Origin of the sequence: Pseudomonas argentinensis (assembly GCF_001839655.2) — a bacterium.
GTDB classification, from domain to species: domain Bacteria; phylum Pseudomonadota; class Gammaproteobacteria; order Pseudomonadales; family Pseudomonadaceae; genus Aquipseudomonas; species Aquipseudomonas argentinensis_B.
Map to the genome: position 1 here is coordinate 2,533,092 of NZ_CP056087.1, position 15,534 is coordinate 2,548,625.

Consider the following 15,534-nt stretch of genomic DNA (forward strand, 5'->3'; position numbering starts at 1 on the left):
AGTTCGATCCACTCTCTTTTCCCATCGGAGCCTTTGCCCATGTCCTCTCGACACTCTCTCGAACCCTCGCGTCGTCCTGCCTGGTGGCGGCTCAACGCGCTGACGCAAGCCTTGGCCCTTGGCCTCTCCAGTCAGATTTGCACGGCCCTTGCCGCGGATCAGCCGCTAGAGGGCAGCGCCGAGGATAGCGTCGAACTGGCGCCGCTGACCGTTAGCGCCCGGCTGAGCCAGGAGAGCGCCATGGACATTCCCTTCGGCCTTTCGGTGATCGATGGGCAAACCCTGGAAACGCGCCGCCTGCGTACGCTCGAAGACGCGCTGCGGGCTACACCAGGGGTGGATGTCAATTCCTGGGGGGCGCCAATGACGCCAACGTACGTATTCGCGGCGTTGGCTCGCTGAACCAGATGAGCATGGATGACGGCTCGGTAGTGCTCAACATCGACGGCGTGCCCATGTCGGTGCGCAATGCCGCGCTGGCTACCCTGGATGTGCAGCAAGTGGAAGTGCTGAAGGGGCCCCAAGGCACGCTGTTCGGGCGCAACAGCGAGGCCGGTGCGATCAACGTCACCACGCGCAAACCGACCCGCCACCTGGAAGGCTACGTCCGTGGCGAAGTGGGCAATCAGGGCCAGTTCATGACCGAGGGCGCGGTGGGTGGGCCATTGACGGACACCTTGGCCGGCAGGGTCGCGGTGCGTCGTGGTGGCTTCGACAACTGGGTCGACTCCCAGCAGGATGGCGACCCCATGACCAAACCCCGGGATCTGGCCTTGCGCGGCAGCCTGCTCTGGGACAACGACCAGGGCACCACGGGTCTGCTGACCGCCGAGTGGCAACGGGCGGATCGCTATGCCGGCCTGGAAATGCTAAGGCCCTTTGGCAACCGACCTTCTCTGGATTACACGCCAGGGGTGTTCGATGACAACCAGAAAACCAACGAACGCTACTCCTTCGAGCTGAATCATGACCTGGCGCAGGCACGGATCACCGCCGTCAGCGCCTACACCAGCACCGATCTCACTGCAGTCAAAGGCTATGATCGTGATATCACGCGTGAGCTCTACGGTTCACCGTTCGAGTATCTCATTGAAGACTCGGCGTTCGAGCAGGTATGGAGTCAGGATCTGCGGCTAAGTTCGCTGGCGGGCTCCGACGTGTTCTGGGTGACCGGGCTCAACCTGTCCCGCTCGGAGCGCAGTTTCGATTCCGACGACTTCACCAGTGGCGCACAACAGCGGCGCGATTTCAGCACCAACAGCTACGCCGCTTATGGCGAGGTCACCTATCCGATCGCGCCGGACTGGAAACTCACGGCCGGTTTGCGTCATACCTGGGATCGCAAGACATACGGAGCCGATTACCTCAGTCCCGGTAGCGCGGTCAGCGACAGTCGTCGCTTGCACGACAACTACAGCACCGGGCGCGCAGCGCTGTCCTACGCGCTGACGGAGCAGACCAGCCTGTACATGGTGCTTTCCCGCGGCTACAAGTCGGCGGGGTTCAATGATTACGCCACCTCGACCAGCGATAGCGAACCCTACAAGGCCGCCAAGGTCAACGCCGCCGAACTGGGCTTCAAGCATGAAACCGGCGGCGGCGCCTTGAGTGTTGAAGGCGCACTGTTCTTTACCCGCGTGCAGGACGACCATCTGCTGGGGTATGACTTCAATACCCTGGCAGTCAGTGCGGTGAACGCCGATACCCGCAGCAAGGGTGCCGAGCTTTCGAGCACCTGGCATGTCAACGACGAGTTCACGCTGAGCGGTGCCGTGAGCTACACCAACGCAGTGGTGGTGTCCGATGCACCGGGGGTATCGGGCGGCGATGTGGCAGCGGGCAATCGAGTGCCGGATGTGCCGTTGTGGAGTGGCAATTTCAGTGTCGCATGGCAGAGAGACCTACCGGAATTCTTCGGTTTGACAGCGCCCCGCCTGAATTCTCTGATCAATTACCGCGTGCAGAAGAACCGCCCGGCCGACCCGCAGAATCACTACGATCTCAAGGGTTACGCCAAGCTCGACCTGCATCTGGGGGTTGAGGTAGGCGGATCGGAAGTGTACCTGTGGGGGGACAACCTGCTGGATGCTCGGTACGACCTGTATGGCTCGTACTCCACGGATCAGGTGCTGACGGGAATGCCTGGGCGAGGGCGTTCGGCGGGGGTGGGTTACAGTTACTCGTTCTGATCGCCGAGCAACAGGGCCTGTTTACCAGCAAGCATGCGCCAGACTGCCACTTGACGTGGCAGTCTGGCCGTTGTTCGCTCGGTAGCGGCTTTGCAGGGCGACTTCGTCGCAGGCTGAGCTGTTGCTTGGCACCGTGAGTTGTTCATGGCTGAACGGTAAGCGGGGCTGTCTCGCATCGGCACCGTGCTGATCAAGGCGTCGATGTGGCGGCATCCGATACCGCGAAGATGGGATCGAATCAGGCCTGGCGCTGCTCCGCGATTGCTGCCTGACCGGGGAACGGCTCGGCTGGTTTGTTGCCCGTGGCGGCAAGACAACACGCCAGTATTCAATAACGGCGAATTGTTATGTTATAACAATTATCGCAAGGGGCTGCGTGGCGGGTGATACACCCGTACGCATCCTGGCAGCTGACTACCTGCGACGCGGGTCATCTCGTGCGTACAGCTGAATCTCTCATATGATATTGAGTATCAGTTGTATTTTCCCGTTGCGGCATGCTCTGATTTCAAGCTGTAACCAGTGGCTAAGGAGATTCAAATGGCAGCCGTCGAAAAGCGGGCAATGGATTCGATGCCGATCTCGCGCCTCATTACGGATGGTTATGGACTGGGCTCCAGTCCGGAGACCCTCTGCCGGGTAACCCGGGTGGCGTTGCAAGAAGGACTGGACATCGTTCGCTGGCAAAGCACTTTTGAAAACCCAGTGCAAATTCCGCTGCATGACGACAGTGAATGCATTCACTTCAGTTTTACCCATGTGCTCAAGGGCAAGGCAGCCTGCAGTTTCCATGACGGGCATCGGCAACGGCGCTTCGCTATCGACGAAGGCTCAGGAAACATCAGTTTCGGGCGTTGCCGGCATGGTTTCTATTACCAACATGGTGAGATCGATAACGTCACCATCATGATTCGCCCCGAACTGCTTGCCCAGTGGGAGCTGGAAATCGATCCGTCTCTGCACAAGGCGTTGGCTTGCGATCATTGTTTCCTGGGTGGTTACCGTAGCGGTGAAATGAGCGCGACGGCGCATATGCTCTGCAGCGCGATGAACCACGGGGGCAACGCCCGTAGCAGCTTATGGCTATATGGACAGAGCGTGACCTTGGTCAGCTTGTTCATGGAGGCGCGCCGGAACACGGATTGTATCTGCCGTGTCAGCCATACGGATCGTCAGCGATTGATGCGCGCCCGAGGGCGCCTGCTAGAGGACCTGGGTAAGGCCCCCAGCCTGCCCGAATTGGCTCGTGAGGTTGGAATGAGCCTGCCCAAGCTGACCCGTGGCTTTCGCCAGTTTTTTGGCAATAGTGTCTATGGGGTCTTTCAACAGGCGCGGATGGCACAGGCCCGCAGTCGGCTATTGGCTGGTGAGGGGTCAGTGATGCGTGTGGCGTCTGATCTGGGGTATGCCAATGCCAGCCATTTTGCTACGGCGTTCCGTAAGCAGTTTGGAATTAACCCCTCTGAGATCAGGTTCCGCGGTTAACGCCCCTTGGCCGTGATATGGCAGTGGTAGCCAGGCGGATGATGCAGATGACCGTCCACCAGATCATAAGCAATGGGCTATCACCTACAGATGAAGTTGAATCAGGCCGCTTCGCCTACTAGCCGGATCGACGAAGCGTGAGCTAGGCGATAGCTTGTAGCAACCGAGCTCGTATTGGCTGACAGTTATCCAAATGCGCGGCTATTGAGAGGGTTGGTTTCCTGAGCCCTGAGAATTCTGTAATATGTAAAGCCCGAAAGCGACCTTGATTATTCGCCCCTCGTGACTAGCTCCTCTCGACACCTCTGGCTGCCTACGCCGCCATAACGCCACGCCCCTCGCGTCACCTCGCCGCTCGCCCTGATCGCGGCACTTTCTGCTGCGGGCTTGATTCGGTTCTTCGCCCAGCCCCCAACCACTGAAAATTTGACCCGTATCGCCTCATGCTGCGTCTTCGCGCCGCCTGTGCGGTCTATCTGTGGGATTTCTATGCTCAAAAAACTGCAAAACACCTGGTTTTTTAACATCCGGGGCGACGTTCTCGCCGGTATCGTCGTCGCTTTGGCGCTGATTCCAGAGGCTATCGCTTTCTCGATCATCGCCGGCGTCGATCCAAAGGTCGGCCTCTACGCTTCGTTCTGCATTGCCGTCGTCATTGCCTTTGTAGGAGGAAGGCCAGGCATGATTTCGGCTGCTACCGGGGCGATGGCGCTTCTCATGGTTACCCTGGTCAAGGAGCATGGCCTGCAATACCTGCTTGCAGCGACCCTCCTTTGTGGCGTGCTGCAAATCTCGGCGGGATACCTCAGGCTGGGTAGCTTGATGCGCTTTGTACCGCGCTCGGTCGTAACCGGCTTCGTAAACGCACTGGCCATTCTGATTTTCATGGCACAACTGCCTGAGCTCACCAATGTCACCTGGCATGTTTACGCCATGACCGTGGCGGGTCTCGGCATCATCTATCTTCTGCCATACGTGCCCTTGGTTGGCCGTCTGCTACCTTCTCCGCTGGTCTGCATCCTGGTGCTCACAGCGGCCTCCACTGCGCTTGGGTTGGACATCCGAACTGTTGGCGACATGGGTGAATTGCCAGATACCCTGCCGATTTTCCTCTGGCCCCAAGTGCCTCTGAACATCGACACGCTGCTCATTATCTTGCCGTACTCGGCTGCGCTCGCCGTGGTGGGACTTCTTGAGTCAATGATGACAGCGACCATCGTGGACGACCTCACTGACACGTCGAGCGACAAGAACCGTGAGTGCAAAGGACAGGGCATTGCCAACATCGCCTCTGGCCTGGTCGGCGGTATGGCTGGCTGCGCGATGATCGGGCAGTCGATCATCAACGTTAAATCCGGCGGGCGCGGCCGGCTCTCATCATTGACTGCAGGCGTCGTGTTGTTGGCGATGGTGGTTTTTCTCAGTGACTGGGTTAGCCAGATTCCCATGGCTGCACTCGTTGCAGTAATGATCATGGTATCCATCGGGACATTCAGCTGGGCGTCACTGCGAGATCTGCAGAAGTATCCCCTCTCGACCAACTTCGTGATGATCGTGACGGTGGTAGTAGTGGTCTGGACGCACAATCTGGCCTATGGCGTACTCGCTGGAGTACTGCTGGCCGCTATGTTCTTTGCGAACAAAATCGGCCGTCTGCTGAACATCGACTCGGAGCTTATCAATGGCACCCGTCGCTACAAGGTTGTTGGCCAAGTGTTCTTCGCGTCTGCAGACCAATTCGTTGAGGCATTCGATACAAGAGAATCGCTGGAAAACGCGGTCATCGATCTGACCGATGCCCATTTCTGGGACATTACTGCAGTCGGCGCGCTGGACAAGGCAGTGCTGAAGTTTCGCGGTGCTGGCACCGAAGTCGATCTGGTCGGGCTCAATCAGGCCAGCTCCACGCTGGTTGATCGTTTCGCCATTCATGGCAAGCCCGATGCACTGGATCAGCTCCTGAAGCACTGAGTCAAAGCCACCCGGCTGGACAAGCTGTCCAGCCGGTGATGTCTCAGCTCTTGCTGCTGGACGCTGTTACCGCGGCAGTTTTTGGCTCAGAGTGTGTAAAAACGCTCCGTCAAAATTGGAGTGCGCGCGTCTCCGGGAATCTGAAATTTATCGGCTCGTCAGCAGATGCGGATTTCGCTCCAAAACCTGCGGCTCGGATGGCGCACACTCACTGGAATCGGTTGCCGCCATCACTGGAATACACAAGGGTCAGGCGGGCAAAATGTGGGAAGCGGCCGCGCAAGTGCGCAGGCAGCCATCAGGCACGATGGACCGTCGTCGGTACGGATTCAACATGCAAAAATTGAAATGGCAACACTGCACTGGCTGTTGAACGCATAGACTCGGGAGTCGCTGACCCTTTCGAGTTTTTGGGCTCAGACTTTTAGTGGCCGCTTGGCAGCGATTCTGCTGTCTTGTTATGTGGCTAATTTGTGGGCGCAAAATGTCAGTAGCGCTTAAGGGCTGCCTGGAAATTACGCTTGCCATCCTCACCCCACCATGGCGCGGATATCGTCCCGCCTAGGCTAACAAAGCATCGGCCGGGCCCGAAAATGCCGTCTCGCTCCGCGTTGCTCGCATCCAGAGGTGTCCGCCGTCAACGGTGACGTTTCTCGCTCCTCTTTCATATAGCAGCGCAAAAGCTTCAACTGCCGAGGCTGCTTCTCGATAGGCCACTTCTAGTTCTGGAAGAGCAGTCATCCGTTGACAAGTACTGTGTCAGATTCAAATCGATCTCCTGCTGCGAGGTGCGTCCATGCCTTGTGCACAAGTATGGGGCGAGTGACACAGTTATTTTCTTCCGCAATGTGTAGTGGACCACTACATTCGGTGTTCGCTGCATTGTTAGAGGTTGCTCAGTTCGTCCCCTCCAACCTCTGCTGAATCCGACTGATAAACGCTACCTCAAACGCCTTCCGATCCGTCTCATCCTGCAGGGCGTCTCGCTCAAAAATCAGCGCAGCCCATAGCCAGTGGCTGCGCTTGCCGTTGAGCCAGCGTTCTGCAGCGCGGATGCCTTTATGAAAGGCCGGGCGGCAGTCCTTTGCCCAGGCGATTGTCAGGCCGGGGTAGCCATCGTTGGCGGGTAGGGTAGTGGTCACGCCTTTATTCATGGCGATTGCCTCCCTGGTTTTCGCAGCTTGCTCGGCGGTATAGCACCGTCAGTTCGTTGAGCAGTTCCTGGGCAGCGAAGCAGGCCATTCGCACCCGTAGCGAATCGGGGCGGTCTCCTTCCTTGCGCAGGAGGTCTTCGAGTAGTTCATTCAACAGCACGGCGCGCAGGTCGGCATCGGCCAGTGCGCTTCGGGTCTGGAAGTTGGTGCCCGTAATCGGGCTTGGGCGTCTGGGGAAGTTGAGTACACGGCCGAATTTGTTAGCCATGGGGCACCTCCGGGGTGGAGGTCTGTGGGCCGTTGGGGCGAGCAGGGTGGTGCCCTGGCATAAAAGCTGGATGGCGCATTTTCCTTATGCTCCTCGAACTAGTTAAGGAGCCGCCACCGCCGTTGTCACGCGGTTATGGTGACGGACCGTACGAGGGTGACAAACCGGCGTCCGAGGGAACCGGCCAGGCCGAAACCTGCCCCGTACGGCCCGCCATAGAAATGCAGTAGCACGGTATGAAACCGGCTAGGCAATTTGGACGCACCGCGTCCTCGAACATTCAGGTTGTCACACCCGGTCGCGGGATTGACCACGACCCGCGCACTCTAGCCCGCAGGTTTTCAGATGGCAACCTTGCTGGTTGCCTCAGCTGTTACAGCTTCTTAGACCGGCGTCGACTAGCTCAAGGGGAGTAGGGTGGTGGTGTATTTGCCCATGCTGGTTATTTCCCAGAACCACTGCCCCCTACCTCCGCGCCACATCCGAAAAGTAAAACTTGTCGAGCGTATGCCGTGACTGGGTGTACTCGAACTGTCGGCCATCCTGCAGAAAGGTCTGGTTGCTGACGACGATCACGTGGCTCTGGTCGTCCAGGTCGAGGTGCTTGAGGTCGTCCGCGCCGCGGGGCACGGCTTCGATGGTGCGTTGCGAGTAGCTGATCTGCAGCTGCAGGGTCTTTTCGATGTATTGGTAAATCGAATGCTCGGCGATGCGGCGATCCAGGCCGGGGATCAGGTCGGCGACGAAGTGGTTGATATCCAGGATCACCCGCCGGCCATCGATACGCCTGACCCGCTTGATGCGGGTGATCAGGGTGCCTTGTTCCGCCTGGATATGCTCGCGCAGGCTGCCTTCCAGCGGTAGCTGGCTGAGCTCGACCACCTCGGTGCGCACGTTGCCGCCCAGCCGGGGGTAGGTCTCCTGGAAGCTGACGATGCCGCCGAGCTGGAATTCGATGGGTGCACGCGACAGCACGAAGGTGCCCTTGCCGTGGATCTTCTGCGCGAAGCCGCGTTCCTGCAGCTGCTCGATGGCCTTGCGCACGGTGCCGCGGCTGGTCTGGTAAGTCTCCATCAGCTCGGTTTCCGAGGGCAGGCGGGCGCCGCGTTCCAGGCGTTCGCTGGTGATGCTGGCAAGCAGATCGCTGTAGATCTGGCTGTATTTGCTCATGTGCAGGCTCGATGCCGGTTGTCGTCAAGCGAGGAACCTTAGGGAGCGCGTGGCGCTTTGTCTATGGTTTGAGGGAAGGCGGGGGCCGGAAATTTCCCGTTCAGCTGGCGCTTTGGCAAACAGGGCTAAACTGGTCTATACGAGTTGTTGCTTTAACTCGTATGTACGAGTAAGGTCTTGTCAGGTTGCTACCTGTGCCGCTCTCCAAAAACAAAATCCTCAAAGGATAACAAGCGCATGAGTCACGATTATTCAGCCATTGCCCGCGACGTGCTGCAGAGCCTCGGCGGCGTCGATAATGTCGAGCAGGCCGCCCATTGCGTGACGCGCCTGCGCCTGTCCCTCAAGGACCCCAAGAAGGTCGACGTGGGGACCTTGAACCAGATCGATCTGGTCAAGGGTTCGTTCTTCACCGGCGGCCTCTACCAGGTGGTAATCGGGCCCGGCGATGTGGAGAAGGTCTATGCCGCGCTGCGCGAGCAGACCGGCCTGGCGGCCATGACCATCGCCGATCTCAAGCAGCAGAGCGCTGCCAAGATCAACGGCATGCAGCGCCTGGTGCGCATCCTCTCCGACGTGTTCATGCCCATCCTGCCGGCGCTGATCATTGCCGGCCTGCTGATGGGGGTGAACAACCTGATCGGCGCCAAGGGCATGTTCATCGAAGGGGTCACCCTGCTGGAAGCCTACCCGTCGCTGGACGGCGTGTGGAGCCTGATCAACCTGATGGCCAACACCTCGTTCGTGTTCCTGCCGGCACTGGTCGGCTGGTCGGCGGCGAAGCGCTTCGGCGGCAGTGAGATCCTCGGCATCGTGCTGGGCCTGATGCTGGTGCACCCGGACCTGCTCAATGCCTGGAACTATGGCAAGGTGGTCGCCGGCCTGGGCGACCAAGGCATGCCGTACTTCGATATCTTCGGCTGGTTCAAGATCGAGAAGGTCGGGTATCAGGGGCAGATCCTGCCGATCCTGCTGGCCGCCTATGTGATGAGCGTGATCGAGAAATGGCTGCGTGCCCGGGTGCCCAATGCCATCCAGCTGCTGGTGGTGCCGATCACCACCATCGTCATCACCGGCGTTCTGGCCCTGGCCCTGATCGGCCCGGTAACCCGCCACCTGGGCATCCTGATCACCGAGGGCGTGGTGATGCTGTTCGATTTCGCGCCGCTGATCGGCGGGGCGATCTTCGGCATGCTGTTCGCGCCGCTGGTGATCACCGGGATGCACCACATGTTCCTGGGCGTGGACCTGCAATTGATCTCCACCCAGGGTGGCACCTTCATCTGGCCGATGATCGTGATGTCCAACCTGGCCCAGGGCAGCGCCGCGCTTGGGGTGTTCTACATGACCCGCAACCTGCGGGACAAGAGCATGGCGTCCACCTCGGCCATCTCCGCGTATTTCGGCATCACCGAGCCGGCGATGTTCGGTATCAACCTGCGCTACAAGTACCCGTTCTACGCCGCCCTGGTCGGCTCGGCCATGGGCTGCATCTTCCTGTCGCTGAACAAGGTGCAGTCTTCGGCCATCGGGGTCGGCGGCCTGCCCGGTTTCATTTCCATCATGCCGCAGTACATCCCGGTGTTCATCGTGGGCATGGTCATCGCCATCGCGGTGCCGTTCCTGCTCACCTGCGCCCTCAGCGTGAAGATCGTCCGCCCGGGCTACCGGGTCGCCTGAACCATCGCTTGGCGAGCGGCAGCGCTGTGGCGTGCCGCTCGTGGTTTTAAAACAGATGAAGGAATAGCGCCATGCAAGACTGGCAGCATTCGGTGATCTACCAGATCTACCCGAAGAGCTTTTACAGCCAAGCCGGCAACCCTACGGGCGACCTGCTCGGTGTGGTCGCCAAGCTCGATTACCTGCAATGGCTGGGTGTCGACTACCTGTGGCTCACGCCTTTTCTGCGCTCGCCGCAACGTGACAACGGTTACGACATCAGCGACTACTACGCCATCGACCCCAGCTACGGCACCATGGCCGACTGCGAGCTGCTGATCGCCGAGGCGGGCAAGCGCGGCATCAAGCTGATGCTCGATATCGTGGTCAACCATACCTCCATCGAGCACCTGTGGTTTCAGCAGGCGCGCAGCAGCCTCGACAGCCCGTACCGCGACTTCTATATCTGGCGCGACCAGCCGAACAACTGGGAGTCGAAATTCGGCGGCTCGGCCTGGGAGTACGAGGCGCAGACGGGCCAGTACTACCTGCACCTGTTCGACCACACCCAGGCCGACCTCAACTGGGACAACCCCAAGGTGCGCCAGGAAGTCTTCAGGATGATGCGCTTCTGGCGCGACAAGGGCGTGGGTGGCTTCCGCCTGGACGTGATCAACCTGATCTCCAAGCCGGCCGACTTTCCCGAGGATGCCAGCGACGGCCGCCGTTTCTATACCGACGGCCCCAACGTGCATGAATACCTGCAGGAAATGCACCGCGAGGTGTTCGAAGGCCATGAGCTGATCAACGTCGGCGAGATGTCGTCCACCTCCCTCGAACACTGCATCCGCTATTCGCGCCCCGACTCGAAAGAGTTGTCGATGACCTTCAATTTCCACCACCTGAAGGTGGACTACCCCAACCAGCAGAAGTGGGTGCAGGCCGATTTCGACTTCCTGGCGCTCAAACGCATCCTCTCCGACTGGCAGACCGGCATGCAGGCCGGCGGCGGCTGGAACGCCCTGTTCTGGTGTAACCATGATCAGCCGCGGGTGGTGTCGCGTTTCGGCGATGACGGTGAATACCGCGTGGTTTCAGCCAAGATGCTCGCCACCGCACTGCATTTTCTGCAGGGCACGCCCTTCATCTACCAGGGCGAGGAGCTGGGCATGACCAACCCGGGCTTCGACAGCATCGAGCAATACCGTGATGTCGAAAGCCTGAATATCTACCGCCTCAAACGCAACGCTGGCGAAAGCCCTGCAGCGATCATGGCCACCATCATGCAGAAGTCCCGCGACAACGGGCGCACGCCGATGCAGTGGAATGGCGAGGCGAACGCCGGGTTCAGCACCGCCGAACCCTGGATCGGCGTGCCTGGCAATGCCAAGCAGATAAACGTCGCCAACCAGTTCGACGATCCCACCTCGGTGCTGCACTACTACCGCCAACTGGTCGCCTTGCGCCGTCAGGAGCCGTTGATCCAGCAGGGCGTCTATCGCCAGCTGCTGGCGGAGCACGAGCAGGTGTGGATCTACCTGCGCGAACGTGAAAACGCCCATGAACGCCTGCTGGTGGTGAACAACTTCTATGGCACCTCCTGCGAGGTCGAGCTGCCTGAGCGGGTGATCGACAGCGCCAGCCGTCAGCGGGTGGTGATCAGCAATTACCCGGACTGCGAGCCGCGGGGGCGTCAACTGTACCTCAGGCCATACGAGTCCTTCGTGTTGCACCTCGAGGACAGCTGATCGCATCCACGCATGCCTTCGCTGTTCTAAGCCTCAACCCAACAAGAAAGACAATGGAGTGGCGCTTGAAAACAAGAATGAATGGCGGCCTTGCCGCCTCCTGTGTGTGCCTGGTGATGCCGTTTTCCGCGCAGGCGCTGGAGTTCGCCGGCTACCTGCGCAGCGGTGTCGGCAGCACCGATAACGGCCGCTCGCAATCATGCTTCATGCTGCCCGGTGCGCAGTCCAAGTATCGGCTGGGCAACGAGTGCGAGCAGTACGCGGAGCTGGAGTTGCGCCAGGACCTGCTGACCCTCGACGACGGCTCGGTGTTCAGCGTCGACGGCATGGTGTCGCTGTTCAACGAATACGACCGTGACCTGACCTTTCAGGGCGACAACGGTGCCGTACGTCTGCCGCAGCTCTATGCCCAGTGGTCAAACCTGCCCAGCCTCAACGGCGGCTCGCTGTGGGCCGGCCGGCGTTACTACAAACGTAACGACATCCACATTTCCGATTTCTACTACTGGAACCAGAGCGCCACCGGCGGCGGGGTCGAGGACGTGAAGATCGGCGACCTGAAATACAGCTACGCCTTTTCCCGCAAGGACAATCTGTACCAGAAGGACTACGTCACCCGGCACGACTTCAACGTCGCAGGCTTTAGCACCAACCCCGGCGGCGAGCTCGAGCTGGGCTTGAGCTACATCGACAAACCCAGCCGCCGCGACGCCCATGCGGGCTGGGCGGTCACTGCCCAGCACGTGCAGCAGCTGTTTCTGGGCGGCAAGAACACACTGGCGCTGCAATATGGCGAAGGCCCCGGCACGGGCCTGGGCTACACCGGCAACGTCGGCCTGGACGACAACAACAAGAGCTACCGGGTGGTGGAGTTCTTCGACTGGCAGGTAACGCCGCGTTTCGGTGGCCAGTTCCAGGCGCTCTACCAGAAGGACATTCGCCCCGATGGCAGTGACCAGAAGTGGATGTCTGTGGGCGTGCGCCCGGCCTATGGGATCACCGACCAATTCAAGCTGGTGGCCGAGCTCGGTCACGATCAGGTGCAGGCGCCAGGCGGTACCCGCAAGTTGAGCAAGTTTACCTTCGCGCCCACCTGGTCGCCAAAAGGCCCGGGGTTCTGGGAGCGGCCGGAGGTGCGCCTGTACTACACCTATGCAAGCTGGAACGCGGCGGCCCAGCGCGCGGCCAATGAACTGGCCCAGGGCTCGGCATTGTCCGACAGCGGCGAGTTCGGCTCGTCGCTGCACGGTTCCAATGCCGGGCTGCAAATCGAGTACTGGTGGAAATAGGCGATGTCGCCGCAGTGACCTTGCACCATTTCAAGAACAAAACCGCAGGTGAAGCCATGACCGTACCTCAACCCTTGCAATTGCTGGCACCGCTGTCCGGGGTGCTGGTGCCCCTTGATCATGTGCCTGACCCGGTGTTCGCCAATCGGGTGATCGGCGACGGCCTGTGCATCGACCCGACGTCGCAGACCCTCTGTGCGCCCCTGGCGGGGGAGGTCAGCGATCTGCAAGCCAGTGGTCACGCCATCACCATTACCCATGAGGGCGGTGCGCAGATCCTGCTGCATATCGGCCTGGATACCGTGAACCTGGCCGGCGAAGGGTTCACGGCCCTGGTGGAAAAAGGCCAGCGTGTGGAGGCTGGCCAGGCGTTGATCGAGTTCGATGCCGACCATATTGCCGTGCATGCGCGCAGCCTGATGACGCTGATGCTGGTGGTCAGCGCCGAGCCGTTCAGCATGCTGACCGGCGACAGCGCCAGGGTGGTCGGTGGCCAGCCGTTGCTGGAGCTTGGCCACGTCGGGCTGGCGGCCACTGCGCCAGTGAATGAAGGTGAGGCGCTGGTCTCGCAGCCGATCAGCCTGCCCAATGCCAACGGCCTGCACGCCCGGCCTGCAGCGGTGTTCGCCCAGGCCGCCAAGGGCTTCAAGGCCGATATCCGCCTGCACCGGCAGCAGGACAGCGCCAACGGCAAATCCCTGGTGGCGATCATGGCCATGCAACCGGCCCTTGGCGACATGCTGACCATCAGCGCCACCGGTGAGGATGCCGCCGCGGCCATCGAGACCCTTGCCGAGTTGCTGGCCGATGGCTGCGGGGAATCCGTGGCACCGGTGGCGGCCAGGGCATCGGCCATCGAGGCGGCGCCGGCAGCGAAGAGCTCGGCAATGTCGTTGCAGGGCGTCTGTGCTTCGGCAGGCTCTGCCCTTGGCCAGGTGGTTCAGGTGGTGGAGCGCAAGCTGGAGATTGTCGAGTCCGCCGGCGACCCTCGCGCCGAGCTGCAAACCTTGGATCGTGCGCTGGCAGGGGCGTTGTCTGCCTTGCAGAAGCTGCGCGACGGGGCGGCAAGCGAGGCCCAGGAGGAGATATTCAAGGCCCATCAGGAACTGCTGGAAGACCCGAGCCTGCTGGAGCAGGCCCGGCTGCTGATCAACCAGGGCAAGAGCGCCGCCTTCGCCTGGAACTCGGTGACCGAAGCGACCGCCGAGCTGTTCAAGGCCAGCGGCAACCGGTTTCTGGCCGAGCGTGCACTGGACCTTGCCGATGTCGGGCAGCGGGTGCTCAAGCTGATGCTGGATGTGCAAGACAGCGCCTGGGAGCTGCCCGACCAGGCCATTCTGGTGGCCGAGCAACTGACCCCGTCGCAGACCGCGGCACTGGATACCAGCAAGGTGGTGGGCTTTGCCACGGTTGGCGGCGGGGCCACCAGCCACGTGGCGATCCTGGCCCGGGCGCTGGGACTACCGGCGGTCTGCGGTCTGCCGCAGGAGGTACTTGCCCTGGCCGACGGCACCCGGGTGCTGCTCGATGCCGACAAGGGCGAACTGCACCTCGATCCCGATCCCGTTTCCATCGAGCAGTTGCAGGCCCAGCGCGAGCAGCGAACCCTGCGCCAGCAGCGCGACCTCGAGCAGGCCGCGCTGGCAGCCACCACCCGCGATGGCCATCGCTTCGAGGTGACGGCCAATATCGCCTCGCTGGCGGAGGCCGAGCAGGCGCTGGAGCTGGGCGGCGAAGGGGTAGGGCTGCTGCGTTCCGAGTTCCTTTACCTGGAGCGCAGCAGTGCGCCCAGCCAGGACGAACAGGCGGCCACCTATAGCGCCATCGCCCGCGCCCTGGGGCCGGAGCGCAACCTGGTGGTGCGTACCCTCGATGTCGGCGGGGACAAGCCCTTGGCCTACGTGCCGATGGAGGCCGAGGCCAACCCATTCCTGGGCATGCGCGGGGTACGTCTGTGCCTGGAGCGCCCGCAACTGCTCCACGAGCAATTTCGCGCCATCCTGGCGAGCTGCGCGCTGGCGCGGCTGCACATCATGTTGCCGATGGTCAGCCAGATGTCCGAATTGCGCCTGGCCCGGCAGATCCTCGAAGAAGAGGCGGCGAGCCTTGGCCTCACCGCGCTGCCCAAGCTCGGCATCATGATCGAGGTGCCGTCCGCGGCGTTGATGGCCGATGTGTTCGCGCCGGAAGTCGATTTCTTTTCCATCGGCACCAACGACCTGACCCAGTACACCCTGGCGATGGACCGCGACCACCCACGCCTCGCCAGCCAGGCCGACAGTTTCCACCCGGCGGTGCTGCGCCTGATCGCCACCACCGTGAAAGCCGCCCACGCCCATGGCAAGTGGGTCGGCGTCTGCGGCGCCATGGCTTCCGAACCACTGGCCGTGCCGCTGTTACTGGGCCTTGGGGTGGATGAGCTGTCGGCCAGCGTGCCGCTGATTCCCGCCATCAAGGCGGCGATTCGCGACGTGCAGCTCAGCGATTGCGAGGCCATCGCGCGCCAGGCGCTGACGCTGGAAAGCGCCGGGCAGGTTCGTGAAGCCCTGCTGTCATGGCGGCCATCGTCGTTACCCCTGTCACCTGTACTGGAGTGCTGAG

General features: G+C 61.1%; 11 protein-coding genes. 8 read left to right on the forward strand and 3 right to left on the reverse strand.

Annotated elements, in window-relative coordinates:
- Positions 1-39 precede the first annotated feature (39 nt).
- The 4 genes from SA190iCDA_RS11340 to SA190iCDA_RS11355 all read left to right on the forward strand — a co-directional run bounded on the left by SA190iCDA_RS11340 (position 40) and on the right by SA190iCDA_RS11355 (position 5,645).
- On the forward strand, positions 40-402 hold the full coding sequence (locus SA190iCDA_RS11340; RefSeq protein WP_236101182.1) for a hypothetical protein: 363 nt from the start codon (positions 40-42) through the stop codon (positions 400-402).
- Positions 399-2,189 carry a TonB-dependent receptor gene (locus SA190iCDA_RS11345; protein ID WP_419203920.1) on the forward strand — a complete coding sequence of 597 codons (1,791 nt, stop codon included), beginning with the start codon at positions 399-401 and terminating at the stop codon, positions 2,187-2,189. Before SA190iCDA_RS11340 ends, SA190iCDA_RS11345 begins: the two co-directional genes overlap by 4 nt.
- Before the next feature lie 540 nt (positions 2,190-2,729).
- A complete protein-coding gene (locus tag SA190iCDA_RS11350; RefSeq protein WP_070886974.1) occupies positions 2,730-3,674 on the forward strand; it encodes an AraC family transcriptional regulator in 945 nt (314 codons plus the stop codon).
- 489 nt (positions 3,675-4,163) lie between these two features.
- Positions 4,164-5,645 (forward strand): SulP family inorganic anion transporter, encoded by a 1,482-nt coding sequence (locus SA190iCDA_RS11355; RefSeq protein WP_070886973.1) that lies wholly within the window; start codon positions 4,164-4,166, stop codon positions 5,643-5,645.
- Positions 5,646-6,541: 896 nt separating this feature from the next.
- Here the strand turns inward: SA190iCDA_RS11355 and SA190iCDA_RS11360 are convergent.
- The 3 genes from SA190iCDA_RS11360 to treR all read right to left on the reverse strand — a co-directional run bounded on the left by SA190iCDA_RS11360 (position 6,542) and on the right by treR (position 8,237).
- Entirely contained in the window at positions 6,542-6,799 is a 258-nt protein-coding gene (locus tag SA190iCDA_RS11360) for a LasR-specific antiactivator QslA (RefSeq protein WP_070886972.1), read from the reverse strand.
- On the reverse strand, positions 6,792-7,067 hold the full coding sequence (locus SA190iCDA_RS11365) for a hypothetical protein (RefSeq protein ID WP_070886971.1): 276 nt from the start codon (positions 7,065-7,067) through the stop codon (positions 6,792-6,794). Before SA190iCDA_RS11365 ends, SA190iCDA_RS11360 begins: the two co-directional genes overlap by 8 nt.
- Positions 7,068-7,532: 465 nt before the next feature.
- The gene (gene treR, locus SA190iCDA_RS11370; protein WP_070886970.1) at positions 7,533-8,237 is read right to left on the reverse strand and encodes a trehalose operon repressor; all 705 of its coding nucleotides are present in this window, start codon (positions 8,235-8,237) and stop codon (positions 7,533-7,535) included.
- A 237-nt stretch (positions 8,238-8,474) separates the two neighbouring features.
- On the opposite strand from treR, the gene treP reads away from it, so the two are divergent.
- The 4 genes from treP (at position 8,475) to ptsP (ending at position 15,533) form a co-directional block, all read left to right on the forward strand.
- Entirely contained in the window at positions 8,475-9,917 is a 1,443-nt protein-coding gene (gene treP / locus SA190iCDA_RS11375) for a PTS system trehalose-specific EIIBC component (RefSeq protein ID WP_070886969.1), read from the forward strand.
- 71 nt (positions 9,918-9,988) lie between these two features.
- A complete protein-coding gene (gene treC / locus SA190iCDA_RS11380; protein ID WP_070886968.1) occupies positions 9,989-11,644 on the forward strand; it encodes an alpha,alpha-phosphotrehalase in 1,656 nt (551 codons plus the stop codon).
- Positions 11,645-11,709: 65 nt separating this feature from the next.
- Positions 11,710-12,933, forward strand: a complete 1,224-nt coding sequence (locus tag SA190iCDA_RS11385; protein WP_070887106.1) for a maltoporin — start codon at positions 11,710-11,712, stop codon at positions 12,931-12,933.
- A gap of 56 nt (positions 12,934-12,989) precedes the next feature.
- On the forward strand, positions 12,990-15,533 hold the full coding sequence (ptsP, locus tag SA190iCDA_RS11390; protein ID WP_070887105.1) for a phosphoenolpyruvate--protein phosphotransferase: 2,544 nt from the start codon (positions 12,990-12,992) through the stop codon (positions 15,531-15,533).
- The last annotated feature ends 1 nt before the right edge of the window (position 15,534 follow it).

Bases quoted from the DNA above. Each gene is read 5' to 3' on its own strand.
- SA190iCDA_RS11360 (WP_070886972.1), bottom strand. From the start codon at position 6,799: ATGAATAAAGGCGTGACCACTACCCTACCCGCCAACGATGGCTACCCC.
- SA190iCDA_RS11350 (WP_070886974.1), top strand. From the start codon at position 2,730: ATGGCAGCCGTCGAAAAGCGGGCAATGGATTCGATGCCGATCTCGCGC.
- SA190iCDA_RS11340 (WP_236101182.1), top strand. From the start codon at position 40: ATGTCCTCTCGACACTCTCTCGAACCCTCGCGTCGTCCTGCCTGGTGG.
- treC (WP_070886968.1), top strand. From the start codon at position 9,989: ATGCAAGACTGGCAGCATTCGGTGATCTACCAGATCTACCCGAAGAGC.
- treR (WP_070886970.1), bottom strand. From the start codon at position 8,237: ATGAGCAAATACAGCCAGATCTACAGCGATCTGCTTGCCAGCATCACC.
- ptsP (WP_070887105.1), top strand. From the start codon at position 12,990: ATGACCGTACCTCAACCCTTGCAATTGCTGGCACCGCTGTCCGGGGTG.
- SA190iCDA_RS11365 (WP_070886971.1), bottom strand. From the start codon at position 7,067: ATGGCTAACAAATTCGGCCGTGTACTCAACTTCCCCAGACGCCCAAGC.
- treP (WP_070886969.1), top strand. From the start codon at position 8,475: ATGAGTCACGATTATTCAGCCATTGCCCGCGACGTGCTGCAGAGCCTC.
- SA190iCDA_RS11355 (WP_070886973.1), top strand. From the start codon at position 4,164: ATGCTCAAAAAACTGCAAAACACCTGGTTTTTTAACATCCGGGGCGAC.